Annotated in this window: 16 protein-coding genes and 1 tRNA gene; 3 read left to right on the top strand and 14 right to left on the bottom strand. The window is 67.6% G+C overall.

From position 1 onward, the window contains the following. Positions 1-2: 2 nt before the first annotated feature. The 3 genes from AC1RTO_RS08430 to folK all read right to left on the bottom strand — a co-directional run bounded on the left by AC1RTO_RS08430 (position 3) and on the right by folK (position 2,009). Positions 3-1,280 carry a tyrosine-type recombinase/integrase gene (locus AC1RTO_RS08430; RefSeq protein ID WP_493160430.1) on the bottom strand — a complete coding sequence of 426 codons (1,278 nt, stop codon included), beginning with the start codon at positions 1,278-1,280 and terminating at the stop codon, positions 3-5. A 156-nt stretch (positions 1,281-1,436) separates the two neighbouring features. After that, a tRNA-Lys gene (locus AC1RTO_RS08425) sits at positions 1,437-1,512 on the bottom strand. A gap of 20 nt (positions 1,513-1,532) precedes the next feature. Beyond that, a complete protein-coding gene (gene folK, locus AC1RTO_RS08420; protein WP_493160429.1) occupies positions 1,533-2,009 on the bottom strand; it encodes a 2-amino-4-hydroxy-6-hydroxymethyldihydropteridine diphosphokinase in 477 nt (158 codons plus the stop codon). A gap of 22 nt (positions 2,010-2,031) precedes the next feature. On the opposite strand from folK, the gene AC1RTO_RS08415 reads away from it, so the two are divergent. Further along, a complete protein-coding gene (locus AC1RTO_RS08415; protein ID WP_493160428.1) occupies positions 2,032-2,709 on the top strand; it encodes a uracil-DNA glycosylase in 678 nt (225 codons plus the stop codon). Here AC1RTO_RS08415 and aguB read toward each other — a convergent pair. The 4 genes from aguB to rpsD form a co-directional block, all read right to left on the bottom strand. After that, complete coding sequence (aguB, locus tag AC1RTO_RS08410; protein WP_493160427.1) at positions 2,697-3,557, bottom strand: N-carbamoylputrescine amidase; 861 nt, start codon at positions 3,555-3,557, stop codon at positions 2,697-2,699. The genes AC1RTO_RS08415 and aguB overlap by 13 nt on opposite strands. Positions 3,558-3,588: 31 nt before the next feature. Next, the gene (locus tag AC1RTO_RS08405; RefSeq protein ID WP_493160426.1) at positions 3,589-4,566 is read right to left on the bottom strand and encodes an agmatine deiminase family protein; all 978 of its coding nucleotides are present in this window, start codon (positions 4,564-4,566) and stop codon (positions 3,589-3,591) included. Then, complete coding sequence (locus AC1RTO_RS08400; RefSeq protein WP_493160425.1) at positions 4,563-6,206, bottom strand: M28 family metallopeptidase; 1,644 nt, start codon at positions 6,204-6,206, stop codon at positions 4,563-4,565. The genes AC1RTO_RS08405 and AC1RTO_RS08400 overlap by 4 nt, the downstream gene beginning before the upstream one ends. Before the next feature lie 305 nt (positions 6,207-6,511). Then, positions 6,512-7,126, bottom strand: a complete 615-nt coding sequence (rpsD, locus tag AC1RTO_RS08395) for a 30S ribosomal protein S4 (RefSeq protein WP_293874593.1) — start codon at positions 7,124-7,126, stop codon at positions 6,512-6,514. 209 nt (positions 7,127-7,335) lie between these two features. Here rpsD and AC1RTO_RS08390 point away from each other — a divergent pair, with 209 nt between their 5' ends. Continuing rightward, positions 7,336-7,650, top strand: a complete 315-nt coding sequence (locus AC1RTO_RS08390; RefSeq protein ID WP_493160424.1) for a chorismate mutase — start codon at positions 7,336-7,338, stop codon at positions 7,648-7,650. A gap of 40 nt (positions 7,651-7,690) precedes the next feature. Here the strand turns inward: AC1RTO_RS08390 and AC1RTO_RS08385 are convergent, their stop codons facing one another. From AC1RTO_RS08385 to rpiB, 5 genes are read right to left on the bottom strand one after another with little or no spacing between them, the layout of a single operon-like run. Continuing rightward, positions 7,691-8,422 carry an RNA methyltransferase gene (locus tag AC1RTO_RS08385; RefSeq protein ID WP_493160423.1) on the bottom strand — a complete coding sequence of 244 codons (732 nt, stop codon included), beginning with the start codon at positions 8,420-8,422 and terminating at the stop codon, positions 7,691-7,693. Continuing rightward, positions 8,419-8,895, bottom strand: coding sequence for a transcriptional regulator NrdR (nrdR, locus tag AC1RTO_RS08380; RefSeq protein WP_493160422.1), 477 nt, complete (start codon positions 8,893-8,895; stop codon positions 8,419-8,421). Before nrdR ends, AC1RTO_RS08385 begins: the two co-directional genes overlap by 4 nt. 8 nt (positions 8,896-8,903) lie before the next feature. Next, positions 8,904-9,077 (bottom strand): small multi-drug export protein, encoded by a 174-nt coding sequence (locus AC1RTO_RS08375; RefSeq protein ID WP_166753199.1) that lies wholly within the window; start codon positions 9,075-9,077, stop codon positions 8,904-8,906. Positions 9,078-9,080: 3 nt separating this feature from the next. Beyond that, a complete protein-coding gene (gene glyA, locus AC1RTO_RS08370; RefSeq protein WP_493160421.1) occupies positions 9,081-10,391 on the bottom strand; it encodes a serine hydroxymethyltransferase in 1,311 nt (436 codons plus the stop codon). A 4-nt stretch (positions 10,392-10,395) separates the two neighbouring features. Then, complete coding sequence (gene rpiB / locus AC1RTO_RS08365) at positions 10,396-10,830, bottom strand: ribose 5-phosphate isomerase B (protein WP_493160420.1); 435 nt, start codon at positions 10,828-10,830, stop codon at positions 10,396-10,398. Between the two features lie 176 nt (positions 10,831-11,006). On the opposite strand from rpiB, the gene AC1RTO_RS08360 reads away from it, so the two are divergent. After that, positions 11,007-11,501, top strand: coding sequence for a DUF3429 domain-containing protein (locus AC1RTO_RS08360; RefSeq protein WP_493160419.1), 495 nt, complete (start codon positions 11,007-11,009; stop codon positions 11,499-11,501). A 31-nt stretch (positions 11,502-11,532) separates the two neighbouring features. On the opposite strand, the gene hemA is transcribed toward AC1RTO_RS08360, so the two are convergent. Then, entirely contained in the window at positions 11,533-12,774 is a 1,242-nt protein-coding gene (hemA, locus tag AC1RTO_RS08355; protein ID WP_493160418.1) for a 5-aminolevulinate synthase, read from the bottom strand. Between the two features lie 116 nt (positions 12,775-12,890). Beyond that, positions 12,891-13,685 (bottom strand): glutamate racemase, encoded by a 795-nt coding sequence (gene murI / locus AC1RTO_RS08350; protein WP_493160417.1) that lies wholly within the window; start codon positions 13,683-13,685, stop codon positions 12,891-12,893. Between the last annotated feature and the right edge of the window lie 42 nt (positions 13,686-13,727).

The following is a 13,727-nucleotide window of genomic DNA, read 5'->3' as shown; positions in this document are numbered from 1 at the left end:
TGTCATGCCGGCACCCCATCGTGTTGGACGCCGTCGAACAGCAAATCCGCCCAATCCTGCGCGATCTCCCGACGCCGCGGCATATAGGCAGCGCGGTTGTACGCCATCTCCGACCCGGACTCGCCCTTCGGCCTGTGAGCCAGCATCGCATCGATGATTGCGCGATCGTCCGGCCGGCGCTGCTCGACAGCTCGCTCGTTCATGATGGTGGAGAAGGTCGACCGCCAGCCATGCGGGACGTGCCGGCCGCTGTAACCGTTGCGCGAGTACATATAGCCCAGCGTGTTCTCGCTCATCGGCTGGTGCGTCGATCGCACGCTGTGGAAGACATAAGGGAAGCGGCCGGTGAGCCGGCGAGCCTCGTGCAGAACCTCCACCGCCTGCCAGGACAGCGGCACGACGTGCTCGAACGCCTCGTCGGCCTTGTTCTCCAGCGCCAGCTTCATCCGCTCGGCCGGGACGCGCCACAATGCCCCCGGCGCGGGGGCATCGGGATCGGTCCAGTCGATGCCCTCGAATTCCTTCCACGGCACCGCGCGCAGGATGCCCGGCCGGACGGCAGTCAACGCCAGCAGCTTTGAGGCGAGCTTGGTCAGGGGGCCGGACGTCGACGCCTCCATATCGGCGAGGAGCTTTCGCGCCGCCGCCAGATCCTTCAACGCCGGCTGCTTGCCACCCGTCGGCGTCGGCTTCAGCGCCTTCTTGATCCCGACGGCCGGATCGCCCGGCACCAGTCCCTCGGCCATACCGAACTGGAAGATGCCCGAGACGTGCTGGCGCAGCCGCTTGGCGGTGTCGATCGCGCCGCGGGCCTCGACCTTGCGGAGCATGCGCAGGATCATTGGCCCATCCACGTCCAGAAGCGGCAGAGAGCCGATCTCAGGGTAGATGTCCCTCTCCAGCGCCTGGATGACCTTCTTGCGCTGTACCGGCGACCAGCGGGGGCATTGCGCCTCGTACCAGCGCTGCCCGACAGCCTTGAAGGTCGCACCCGCCGAGGCATGCGCTCGCATCTCGCGCTTGCGATCCTCGACGCCGGGATCCTTGTTACCCCGCAGCTCGGCCCGTGCCTGATCCCGACGCTCGCGCGCTTCCTTCAGCGACACCTCCGGGTACGGGCCAAACGTCAGGCGCTTTTCTTTTCCTGCAAATCGATACTTCCAACGCCAGGATTTGAAGCCGTTTTTCGTGACGAACAGGTAGAGGCCGCCCGAATCGGCCAGCTTGTAGTCCCGATCGGAGGCCACAGCCTTACGCGCCTGGGTATCGGTCAGTGCCACGATGCCCCCACTCTTCCCGAAAATGCCCCCACGCATGCCCCCCGATGTCGGTTGATTGCATGATAGCCGATGGGACACCCGACCACAAGGAAATGGCGGATTTCTGCGGTTCTTGGGATGTTTTGGGACCGGGTAGATGCCCCCGGAAAGCGTCGATGGTGGGTCCGCCGGGGCTCGAACCCGGGACCTCTCGATTAAAAGTCGCTTGCTCTACCGACTGAGCTACGGACCCCCGCCATCGCGTCCGCGCACCTAGGGGCGGGGGCGCGGTCGGTCAACACTATGGGACAATTGTCGTATCGTTCTTCGGCTCGCCGGATCGCGCCAGTCCGGCGCGATGTCGACTAGCGGGCGCAGGACGAAGGTGCGCTGCGCCAGCCCGACATGCGGCACCGTCAGCCGCGGATCGCGCCAGACGCCGCCCGACCAGAGCAGGATGTCGAGATCGATCACCCGCGCGCCCCAGCGCCGCCCGCGCCGCCGCCCGAACGCCGCCTCGATCCGCTTCAGCCGCGCGAGCAGCATCGGCGGTGATTCGTCGCTGGCGATCAGCACCGCGGTGTTGGCAAAGCGGCGGATCGACGGGCCGAGCGGTGCCGAATCCATGATTCGCGCGCAGGCGACGACGGCGCCGAGCGCCGCGATCGCCGCGCGCACCTCGCGATGCGGGCCGCCGTGTCGTCCCCGCCGGTTCGACCCGATCCCGATCGCATAGATTGCCGTCGCCATCCGCCCGCTTTAGGCGAGCGCGATGACCTTAGCACCCAGTTCGCTCGTCCCCGGCCCGATCGCGCCGGTCGAACCGCCGCACGATTGCCCGCGCTGCCCCCGCCTCGTCGCAGCGCGCGACGCGCTGCGGCAGGACAATCCGACCTGGTGGAACGCGCCCGTCCCCCCCTTCGGCGATCCCGAAGCGTGGCTGGCGATTGTCGGCCTCGCGCCGGGGCTGCACGGCGCGAACCGGACGGGGCGGCCGTTCACCGGCGACCATTCGGGCGCATTGCTGTTCGCGACGCTCGGCCGCTTCGGCCTGTGCACGGGCACCTATGCCAATCGCGCCAACGACGACGTCGCGCTGACCGGCGCGATGATCCTCAACGCGGTCAAATGCCTGCCGCCCGCCAACAAGCCGACGCCGGAAGAAATCCGCACTTGCCGCCCGTTCCTCGACGGCGAGGTCGCCGCCCTGCCCAACGTCCGCGTCGTCGTCGCGCTCGGCCAGATCGCGCACCAGTCGGCGGTGAAGGTGATGGGCGGCCGGCTGCCCAAGGCGACCTTCGCGCATCTCGCTGAGCATCGCATGCCCGACGGGCGGATCCTGATCGATAGCTACCACCCGTCGCGCTACAACCAGAACACCGGCCGCCTGACCGAAGAGATGTTCGACGCGGTGTTCGCGCGCGCGGTGGCGCTCAATCAGATGTCCTGAACCAGCCGACCATACAGCTCCGGCCGGCGATCGCGGAAGAAGCCGAAGGCCGCGCGGTGCCGCCGGATCCGCTGCAGGTCGAGCGTCGCGACGATCACGCCCTCCTCCTCCCGACCAAGCTCGGCGAGGATGTCGCCGCGCTCGTCGGTGATGAAGCTGGTGCCGTAGAAGGTCTGGCCGTGTTCGACGCCGATGCGGTTGGCGGCGATCACCGGCACGACGTTCGACACCGCATGGCCGACCATCGCGCGCCGCCACAGCCGGGCGGTGTCGAGGCTGGTGTCATGCGGCTCGCTGCCGATCGCGGTGGGGTAGAAGAGCAGTTCCGCGCCCATCAGCATCATCGCGCGCGCGGTTTCCGGATACCATTGGTCCCAGCACACGCCGACGCCCAGCGTCCAGCCGGGTGCGGTCGGCGGCGCCGGCCAGACCTTGAACCCGGTGTTGCCGGGGCGGAAATAGAATTTCTCTTCATATCCGGGGCCGTCCGGAATGTGGCTCTTGCGATAGACGCCCTGCACCTCGCCATCGGGACCGATCATCGCTAGGCTGTTATAGTGATGCGGGCCGTCCGCCTCGAAGAAGCTGGTCGGGATCGTCACCTTCAGCGCCTCGGCCAGCGCCTGCATCGCGAGCACCGCCTTGTGTTCGCCGACGGGCGCGGCGTTGGCGAACAGCCCCTCGTCCTCGACGCGGCAGAAATATTCGCCCTCGAACAATTCAGGCGGCAGGATCACCTGCGCGCCCTGCGCCGCCGCCTCGCGGACCAGCCGCGAGACGTTGGCGATACTGGCATCGATGTCGTTCGAGAAACCGAGTTGCAGCGCGGCGACGGTGATCTGGGTCATGCGCGCCACATAGGGCCGCAGACCCGGCGCGTCACCCCTGCGCCGGGATCTGCTGGCTGATGCAGTGGAAGCTGCCGCCGCCGGTGAGGATATGGTCGGCGCGCAGGCCCACCGCCTCGCGATCCGGGAACAGCGCCTGGATCGCCGCCACCGCGGCAGCGTCGTTCTCGCTGCCGTAGAGCGGCACCACCACCGCGGCGTTGCCGATGTAGAAGTTCATGTAGCTCGCCGGCACGACCTCCTCGTCGCGCAGCACGCGGCCCGGCGACGGGATCGTCACCACTTCCAGCCCCGCCGCATAGGCGTCGCGCGCGGCATATTGGTAGACCTGCCAGTTCGGGTCGTTTTCCGCCGCCTCCGGCAGCGCGAGCCGCCCCGGCGCGACGAAGCGCGCGAGGTTGTCGACATGGCCGTCGGTATGGTCGTTGAGCAGCCCGTCGCCGAGCCACACCACCCGCGTCAGGCCGAGGTCGTCGCGCAGTCGCGCCTCGATCTGCGCCTTGTCCAGCGTGGGGTTGCGATTGGGGTTGAGCAGGCATTGTTCGGTCGTGACGACGACGCCGGTGCCGTCGCCGTCGATCGCGCCGCCTTCGAGCACCCAGTTGCAATAGCCGACCGGCTTGCCGCGCTGTTTCGCCAGCCGCAGCCCGATCGTGTCGTCGCCGGGCAGGTCGTATTTGCCGCCCCAGCCGTTGAAGCCGAAATCGCGCGCCTCGCCGGTGCCGAGCACGATCGGGCCGGTGTCGCGCAGCCAGATGTCGCCGAACGGTTCGACCACCACCTCGGCGAACGGCGCCATCGCGGTCGCCGCGGCGCCGGCCTCGGCATCGGCGGCGACGAGGATCACGGTTTCGCCGCGACCCTCCGCATGCACGGCACGGGCGAAGGTGACCACCTCCGCGCGCGCGGGGTCGAGGTCGTCCTCCCACAATTCGGGATGGCTCGGGAAACCGATCCATACCGCCTTGTGCGGTGCCCATTCGGCGGGCGGAGCGATCGTCGACTTCACTTGGCGGCTCCCGTCACGGTGGCGCGACTCCGGTCGCGGATGGCGCGGAATTCGTCGCCCGGCATCCAGTTTGGCCAGGCGCGGCTCTCCGCCAGATCGCGGCTCAGCATATAATAAAGCGCGACGTCCTGCTGCACCCCGCTCCAGTCCCAGTTGGGATCATATTCGTCGGAGGGCGCGTGATAGCGATTCTCCTCGTAATCCTTCGCCGCCGCCCGTCCGGCGGCGAGGCCGCCGTTGACGAGATTCTGTCCGGTTTCGAAATAGACCATCGGCACGCCGTGCTTCGCCAGGCTGAAATGGTCGGAGCGGTAGTAAAAGCCCTTTTCCGGGGTTGGCTCCGGCGTCGCGGTGCGGCCCTGCCGCTTGAGCGCGGCGGTCAGATAGTCGTCGAGCTGCGACTTGCCGGGGCCGATGACGATCACGTCCTTCGACGGGCCGTACATGGCTAACGCATCCATATTGGCTCCGCCGACGGTCTTGGCCAGCGGATAGACCGGGTTCTCGCCATAATAGGCCGAACCGAGCAAGCCCGATTCCTCGGCGGTGAGCGCGACGAACACCATCGACCGGCGCGCGGGGCCGGCCTTGGCATTCGCCTCCGCCAGCGCGACCAGCGCCGCGGTGCCGTCGGCATTGTCGACCGCGCCGTTGCAGATGTCGTCGCCATTGACCGGCGTGCAGCGGCCGAGGTGATCCCAGTGCGCCGACAGCAGGACATATTCGTCGGGTGCGGCGCGGCCCGGCAGGATGCCGACGACGTTGTGCGAGATCTGCTTCTTTATCTGGTTGTCGAAGCTGACCGACGCCTTCACCCCGAGCGGCACGGGTTTGAAGCCCTTGACCTTCGCCGCAGCGGCGAGCGCGTCAAAGTCCTTGCCGGCGCTGGCGAACAAGGCGCGCGCCTTGTCGAGCTGGATCCAGCCATGCGCGGCGGTGTCGTCCATATGGCCGTTGGCGGCATCGGCGACATGTGCCGCGCCGGTGTTGCTCGACTGAACGACGTTCCAGCCATAGGCGGCCGGTTCGGTCTGGTGGACGATCAGGACCGCCGCCGCGCCCTGCCGCGCCGCTTCCTCATATTTATAGGTCCAGCGCCCGTAATAGGTCATCGCGCGGCCGTTGAACGGGCCGGTCAGTCCCTGCGTCTGCCAGTCGGGATCGTTGATGAGGACGACGACCGTCTTTCCCTTCACGTCGAGGCCGGCATAATCGTTCCAGCCCTTTTCCGGCGCGACGATGCCATAGCCGGCGAAGACGACGTCGCTGTTCTTCACGTCGATATGCGGGGTGACGCGATAGGTGCCGACGACCATGTCGGGGCCGTAGGCGAGGCTGAGCGGGGTCTTGCCGCCGGTGATCGTCAGCGGCGTGACGGCCTGCGCGGTGATCTCGACCAGCGGCACGTCCTGCAGCCATCGGCCCTTGTTGCCGGGCTTCAACCCCGCCTTCTCGAACTGCTGCTGGAGATAGGCTAGTGTCTTCTCCTCGCCGGCACTGCCGGGCGCGCGCCCTTCGAACGCGTCTGAGGAGAGCGTCTTGGTGACCGCCTTCAGCGTGTCGACCGAAATCTGCGGGGCGGTCTGGGCAGCCACCATTGCCGGCGTGGCGAGCAGGGCGGCAAGGACGAAACGACGCATCGGATACTCCGCATGGACTGGGCAGCGTTGCGCGCCTTTTGCCGCCGGGGCGGCGGCTTGTCCACGGTTGTGGGAGACGGGGTTTTTGCGCGCAGAGGCGCGGAGGACGCGGAGAAAGACGCGCGCCACGCCGGAGGCACTTCACGCAACATCGGGAGCCGCCCGGATCGTCCGAGCGGGCCACCCTCCGCGTCCTCTGCGCCTCTGCGCGCATCACATTGGATCACGCGCAGCACCGGCACGCGAATCAAAAAGGGCGGCCCCGCAGGACCGCCCTTTCCAAATCCGAAACCGGATAACCCGGATCAGCGCGAGTAGAACTCGACGACCAGATTCGGCTCCATCTTCACCGGGTAAGGCACCTCGTCGAGCGTCGGCACGCGGACGAAGGTGATCTTGGCGTTTCCGTCCGGCGCGACGTAATCGGGGATCTCGCGCTCGGCGAGGTTCTGCGCTTCGAGCACCAGCGCCATTTCCTTGGCCTTGTTGCCCAACGTGATCTCATCGCCGACGAAGCAGCGGCGCGATGCGATGTTGCACTTCACACCGTTAACGCGGATGTGGCCGTGGCTGACGATCTGGCGGGCAGCGAAAATCGTCGGCGCGAACTTGGCGCGATAGACGATCATGTCGAGGCGCTGTTCAAGCAGGCCGATCAGGTTCTGGCTGGTATCGCCCTTCATGCGGGCGGCCTCGTGATAGCAGGCGCGGAACTGCTTCTCGGTGACGTCGCCGTAATAGCCCTTGAGCTTCTGCTTGGCGCGCAGCTGGATGCCGAAGTCCGACACCTTACCCTTGCGGCGCTGGCCGTGCTGGCCCGGGCCGTATTCGCGCTTGTTGACCGGCGACTTCGGCCGGCCCCAGATGTTCTCGCCGAGACGACGGTCGAGCTTGTGCTTGGCGCTATGGCGCTTCGACATAATTATTCCTTGGCAACTGTAACGACGTGGTCCCACCCCATGGCAAGCCATGCGGCAGGGCTGATCCCGGTATCGCTCTGCTGATCCCGAAGGAGGCAGGCCATCCGCTTCACCGGGGTGCGGGGGCTGTTGCGAAGGCGGGCGCCTAGCCGGAGCACCCAAGCAAGTCAAGCTGGACAGGCGCGCGACGGATCGCCACACGGCGGACCATGACGACCGTTCTCCCCAGCACCCTTCCCGGCCCCGACTGCACCACGATGACCGAGGTCCGTGCCGGCGTCGATGCGCTCGATCGCGAGCTGGTCGCGCTGCTCGCGCGACGCTTCGCCTATATGGATGCCGCGGCCAGGATCAAACCCGAGCGCGGCCATGTTCGTGATGAACCCCGGAAAGCCGCGGTGATCGCCAATGCGCGCGCCGAGGCGGAGCGGCTGGGATTGCCGGGCGATATCGTCGCGGACTTGTGGGAACGGCTGGTCGAGGCGTCGATCGCCTACGAACTAGCGGCCTTCGACGCGCGCTGAGCGTCCCGATGCGTCGCTGCGTTCGCCGTGACGGTCGGCCTCAGGGCTGCTGCGCCTGGACACGCCGCGCCTTCGCGCCATCGAGGGCGGACAGGACGCCGCGCATCGTCCGCACCTCCTGCGACGACCAGCCCGGCTTGGTGAGCAACGTGCGCAGCGTCCGGCGCGTGGTGACGACGCGTTCGGGGGGGAAGAAGAAGTTGGCGCGCTCCAGCATCGCGTCGAGCTGGCGGATCATGCCCTCCAGTTCCTCGTGCGGCGCGGCCGGTTCGATCGGGTTGATCGAGGGTTGCGCGAGGGACTGCCCCTTCGACCATTCGTAGGCGACGAGGATCACCGCCTGCGCGAGGTTGAGGCTGCCGAATTCGGGATTGATCGGCACGGTGATGATCGTGCGCGCCAGCGCGACGTCGTCGGTTTCCAGCCCCGAGCGTTCCGGACCGAACAGGATTGCCGAGCGCTCCGGCGCGGCATGCACGTCGCGCGCGGCGACCTCGGGCGTCACCACCGGCTTGGTGACGCCGCGCTTGCGCACCGTGGTGGCGTAGACATGGGCGCAGTCAGCGACCGCATCGGCGACGCTGTCGAAGACCTGCGCGCGTTCCAGCACGACGTCGGCGCCGCTGGCGGCGGGGCCTGACATCGGGTTGGGCCAGCCGTCGCGCGGGCTGACCAAGCGCATGTCGGTGAGGCCGAAATTGAGCATGGCGCGCGCGGCCTTGCCGATATTCTCGCCGAGCTGCGGGCGGACCAGTACGATAACGGGATTCATTCGACGCGCCCTGCCTGTTCGACGGTGCCGGCGAACTCCTCGAAATCGCGCGCCTCGCTGAAATCGCGATAGACGCTGGCGAAGCGGATATAGGCGACCGAGTCGAGGCCCTTAAGCCCGTCCATCACCATTTCGCCGATCCGCTTCGACGACACTTCGCTCTCGCCCTGCGTCTCGAGCTGGCGCTGGATGCCGCTGACCAGCTTCTCGATCCGGACCGGTTCGATCGGACGTTTGCGCGTCGCGATCGATACCGAACGCAGCAGCTTCTCGCGATCGAACGCCTCGCGCCGGACGCCACCCGCGGCGTTGCTCTTGAGCACCCACAGGTCGCGCAGCTGGATGCGTTCGAACGTGGTGAAGCGCGCCGCGCAGCCCTCGCACTGGCGCCGCCGTCGGATCGCCGCCCCATCTTCCGTGGGGCGGCTGTCCTTCACCTGGCTGTCTTCATGGCCGCAGAACGGGCAACGCATTCAGATCGTCAATCCTTGCGCTTGGCGTAGGCGACGCCCGCACCGACCAGCGCACCGAGCACCGGGCCGACGAAGGGGATCGGAATCGCCACGACCGCACCGATCGCACCATATTTGGCCATCTTCTTGCCGAGCCCCGGGGTGTTCTTGACGGTGGCCTGAACCTCTTCGATCTTCGACATGGCTTATCCTTGGTAGATGGGGAAGCGCGCGCACAAGGCACGCACGCGGGTCCGAACGTTCGCCTCGACCTCCGGGTCCCCGTGTTCGCCCTTCTTCGCCAGACCGTCGAGCACGTCGGCGACCATATGGCCGATCTCGCGGAACTCGGCGGGGCCGAAGCCGCGGGTGGTGCCGGCGGGCGAGCCGACGCGAATGCCGCTGGTCTTGACCGGCGGCAGCGGATCGTTGGGGATGCCGTTCTTGTTGCAGGTGATGCCGGCGCGCTCCAGCGCCTCGTCCGCGTCGCGGCCGGTGATGCCCAGCGGCGTGAGGTCGATCAGCGCCAGATGCGTGTCGGTACCGCCCGACACGACGTCGGAGCCGCGCTCCTTGAGCGTCGCGGCGAGCACCTTGGCGTTCTCCACCACCGCGGCGATGTAGCTCTTGTAGCCGGGCTGCAGCGCCTCGCCGAACGCGACCGCCTTGGCGGCGATGACGTGCATGAGCGGACCGCCCTGCAGGCCGGGGAAGACCGCCGAGTTAATCTTCTTGGCCAGCGCCTCGTCATCGGTCAGGATCATGCCGCCGCGCGGGCCGCGCAGCGTCTTGTGCGTGGTGGTGGTGACGACATGCGCATGGCCGAACGGTGTCGGGTGCAGGCCGGCGGCGACGATGCCGGCGAAATGCGCCATGTCGACCATGAAATAGGCGCCGACCTTGTCGGCGATGGCGCGGAAGCGGGCGAAGTCGATGACGCGCGGATAGGCGCTGCCGCCGGCGATGATGAGTTTCGGGTTATGCTCGACCGCGAGCCGCTCGACCTCGTCATAGTCGATCAGGTGGGTGGTCGCATCGACGCCATATTGGATCGCGTTGAACCACTTGCCCGACATCGCCGCGCGCGCGCCATGGGTCAGGTGGCCACCGGCATCGAGGCTCATGCCGAGGATCGTCTCGCCCGGCTTAACCAGCGCCAGCATCACCGCGCCGTTCGCCTGCGCGCCCGAATGCGGCTGGACGTTGACGAAACCGCAGCCGAAGATCTGCTTGGCGCGCTCGATCGCCAGCGTCTCGACCTCGTCGGACGGGGCGCAGCCCTGGTAATAGCGCTTGCCCGGATAGCCTTCGGCATATTTGTTGGTGAAGACCGAGCCCTGCGCCTCCAGCACCGCTTTGGACACGATATTTTCCGACGCGATCAGTTCGATCTGCGTCTGTTCGCGCTCCAGTTCGTGAGCAATCCCGGCGAAGATCGCGGGATCCGCGTCGGCGAGGGTCTGGCTGAAGAAGCCATCGGGGCGGATGTCGCTGAAATCGTTGGGCTGGGTGCTCATGGGGTCAGTCCTTATCCGACAGTTTGTCGACGCGGTTCTGGTGACGGCCGCCCTCGAACGGGGCGGCGAGGAAGGCTTCGAGACAGGCCTTGGCGAGATCGGGCCCGATCACGCGCGCACCCATCGCGACGACGTTGGCGTCGTTGTGGTTGCGGGCCAGCGTGGCGGACAGGGGCTCGGACACGAGCGCGCAGCGGCACGCGGGGTTGCGGTTGACCGCGATCGAGATGCCGATGCCCGATCCGCAGAGCGCGACGCCGACGTCGGCCGCGCCCGCGGCGATCGCGTCGGCGAGCTTGTAGCCGAAATCGGGATAATCGACGCGCGCATCCGTTTCCGGCCCCAGATCGATCGTCTCGTGCCCCAGACCGGCGGCATGGTCGAACAGCAGCGCCTTCAGCGCGACGGCGGCGTGATCGGAGGCAAAGGCGATGCGCAAGCGGGCGTCCCAACGGGCAGGAGGAGGGGATGCAGCGCGCCTTAGCGATCCGCGACCGCAATTGCCACACTTTCGGGCGGAACGCTCCGGGTCGCTCGCGCGCTTGGACCGGCACGCGAGTAAACCTAGGATAAGCCCATGCCGCCCCCTTCCCCGCACCGATGCGGCCCGCGTCCATGACCGATCCCGCGCTTCGCAAGACCGCCGGCAGCGTCGGCGAATCGCCCCTGATCCTCGGTTATGCCGGGCTGCTGCCGCAGATCGCGGCGGTCGCCACCTGCTTCTTCGGCGGCACCAGCGACGTCGGCCCGTTCTTCGCCTTCGGCTATGCGACGCTGATCCTCAGCTTTCTGGGCGGCATCTGGTGGGGGTTCGCGATGCGGACGACCGAGCATGCCGCCTGGGGCCAGGGCCATATCGCCAGCTGGGCGGTGGTGCCGTCGCTGTTCGGCGCCGGCCTGATCCTGCTGTCGATCGGCCATATCGTCGCGATGCACTGGGCGCTGGTGCTGCTGGGATCGGCGGTCGTCATGACCCTGCTGATCGATCGCCGCCTGACCGATGGCGGCATCGCGCCGGACGGCTGGATGGCGATGCGCATCCCGCTGTCGATCGGTCTCGGCGGCCTGACGATCCTGTCGGGCATCCTCTGCGGCCTCGCCGCAGGTTGATGGCCCCGCCGCCGCCGGGGGCCTGATCCGGTCAGGCGGCCTTGCGCAGTTCCAGCCGGCTCCAGATCTCGACCAGCGCATCGGTCAGCTCTCGCATCATCGCGGGCGTATGGCTCGGCCCCGGCGTGAAGCGCAGCCGTTCGGTGCCGCGCGGCACCGTGGGATAGTTGATCGGCTGGACGTAGACGCCGTATTCGGCGAGCAGGATGTCGCTGATCCGCTTAGCCTTCACCGGATCGCCGACCAGGATCGGGACGATATGCGTGTCGCCCAGCATCACCGGCAGGCCGGCTTCGTCGAGCATCGTCTTGAGCAAGGTCGCCGACGCCTGCTGCCCCTCGCGTTCGATGCTGGACGCCTTCAGGTGGCGGACGCTCGCCAGCACGCCCGCGACCAGCACCGGCGACAGGCTGGTGGTGAAGATGAAGCCCGGCGCATAGCTGCGGATGACGTCGACGATCGTCTGGTCGGCGGCGATATAGCCCCCCATCACGCCGAACGCCTTGCCGAGAGTGCCCTCGATGATCGTCAGCCGGTGCGCGACGCCTTCCTGTTCGGAAATGCCGCCGCCGCGCGCGCCGTACATGCCGACCGCATGGACTTCGTCGAGATAGGTCAGCGCATTGTATTTGTCGGCGAGGTCGCAGATCGCTACGATCGGCGCGACGTCGGCCTCCATCGAATAAACGCTCTCGAACGCGATCAGCTTCGGCACCGACGGGTCCTCGGCGGCGAGCAGTTCCTCGAGGTGCGCGAGGTCGTTGTGGCGGAAGATGCGCTTCTCGCAGCCCGCGTTGCGGATCCCCGCGATCATCGAGGCATGGTTGAGTTCGTCGGAAAAGATCACACAGCCGGGCAGGATCTTGGCGAGCGTCGACAGCGTCGCCTCGTTCGAGACATAGCCGCTGGTGAACAGCAACGCCGATTCCTTGCCGTGCAGGTCGGCGAGCTCATGCTCCAGATCGATATGGTAATGCGTGTTGCCGCCGATGTTGCGGGTGCCGCCGGAGCCGGCGCCGACATCGTGCAGCGCCTCTTCCATCGCCTCGATCACCTTGGGATGCTGGCCCATCGCGAGGTAATCGTTGGAACACCAGACGGTGATCGGCTTGGGCCCGTTATGCCCGGCGAAGCAGCGCGCGTTGGGAAACATCCCCTTGTTGCGGAGGATGTCGATGAAGACCCGGTACCGGCCTTCGGCATGGAGGCGATCGATCGCCTGGGTGAAGACACGCGTATAATCCACGCGCACGTCCGTGCCGTCGCTGCTCATGGAAACGCCATGTAACTGCGCGGGCGACGGCTTGCCAGTGGATAAAAGTCCTCAGGGTGATCGATCGGCTTGGGCATTTTGTCCCACCCCGCCCGCATCGCCCGCAGGCCAAACGCTTACAGCGCCTCCAGCGTGTCGATTCCGTAGCGTGCCAGCGCCGGGGCGAGCGCACGCTCTGCATCCCCCAGCCGGGTGAACACCGCGCGATGGCGTGGCACACCCGTCGGCCAGTCCTGCCCTTGCGTCAGAAAGGCGATTCGGCGGGCAATTCCCGGGCCGCCGTCGACGAAGCGCATGCGCGGCGGCGCCGCGGCGGTGAGTTCCGCCCCGACCAGCGGGAAATGCGTGCAGGCGTTGACGATGACGTCGATCCGGTCGCCGCCCGGCTGGTCGAACAACCCCGCCAGCACCGCACGGTAGCGGGCGGGATCGGCGGGGCGCCCCGCGAGCGTCGCCTCCGCCATCTGCACCAGCTCGGCCGAGCCGTGGCGCAGCACGGTGCAATCGCCCGCGAAGCGCTGCGCGAGATCGTCGACATAGGACTGGCGCACCGTCGCCTCCGTCCCCAGCACGCCGATCACGCGGGTGCGGCTGGCCAGCGCGGCGGGCTTGATCGCGGGCACCGTGCCGACCACCGGCACGTCGAGCGCGGCGCGCACCGCCGGCAGCGCGATGGTGGAGGCGGTATTGCACGCGATCACCACGAGGCGCGGGGCGAAACGTTCGACCAGCCGGCCGAGCAGCGCCGGCACCCGGGCGGCGATCTCCGCCTCGCTCCTGGTCCCGTAGGGAAAGCCGGCGGAATCGGCCACATAGACGATCGGCGCGGCGGGCATCAGCGCCTGTGTCGGCGCGACGACCGACAGGCCGCCGACACCCGAATCGAAGAACAGGATCGGGCTCGCTTCCATCGTTCCGGCTCTAGCCGCCGCGCGTGCCTTGTCCACCATCGG

Source organism: Sphingomonas sp. GW821-FHT10F09 (assembly GCF_058809195.1).
This window is presented reverse-complemented; position numbering and strand designations above follow the sequence as displayed.

Bases quoted from the DNA above. Each gene is read 5' to 3' on its own strand.
- AC1RTO_RS08400 (WP_493160425.1), bottom strand. From the start codon at position 6,206: ATGCGTCGTTTCGTCCTTGCCGCCCTGCTCGCCACGCCGGCAATGGTG.
- AC1RTO_RS08415 (WP_493160428.1), top strand. From the start codon at position 2,032: ATGACCTTAGCACCCAGTTCGCTCGTCCCCGGCCCGATCGCGCCGGTC.
- AC1RTO_RS08360 (WP_493160419.1), top strand. From the start codon at position 11,007: ATGACCGATCCCGCGCTTCGCAAGACCGCCGGCAGCGTCGGCGAATCG.
- murI (WP_493160417.1), bottom strand. From the start codon at position 13,685: ATGGAAGCGAGCCCGATCCTGTTCTTCGATTCGGGTGTCGGCGGCCTG.
- rpsD (WP_293874593.1), bottom strand. From the start codon at position 7,126: ATGTCGAAGCGCCATAGCGCCAAGCACAAGCTCGACCGTCGTCTCGGC.
- AC1RTO_RS08390 (WP_493160424.1), top strand. From the start codon at position 7,336: ATGACGACCGTTCTCCCCAGCACCCTTCCCGGCCCCGACTGCACCACG.
- AC1RTO_RS08385 (WP_493160423.1), bottom strand. From the start codon at position 8,422: ATGAATCCCGTTATCGTACTGGTCCGCCCGCAGCTCGGCGAGAATATC.
- nrdR (WP_493160422.1), bottom strand. From the start codon at position 8,895: ATGCGTTGCCCGTTCTGCGGCCATGAAGACAGCCAGGTGAAGGACAGC.
- glyA (WP_493160421.1), bottom strand. From the start codon at position 10,391: ATGAGCACCCAGCCCAACGATTTCAGCGACATCCGCCCCGATGGCTTC.
- folK (WP_493160429.1), bottom strand. From the start codon at position 2,009: ATGGCGACGGCAATCTATGCGATCGGGATCGGGTCGAACCGGCGGGGA.
- aguB (WP_493160427.1), bottom strand. From the start codon at position 3,557: ATGACCCAGATCACCGTCGCCGCGCTGCAACTCGGTTTCTCGAACGAC.
- hemA (WP_493160418.1), bottom strand. From the start codon at position 12,774: ATGAGCAGCGACGGCACGGACGTGCGCGTGGATTATACGCGTGTCTTC.
- AC1RTO_RS08375 (WP_166753199.1), bottom strand. From the start codon at position 9,077: ATGTCGAAGATCGAAGAGGTTCAGGCCACCGTCAAGAACACCCCGGGG.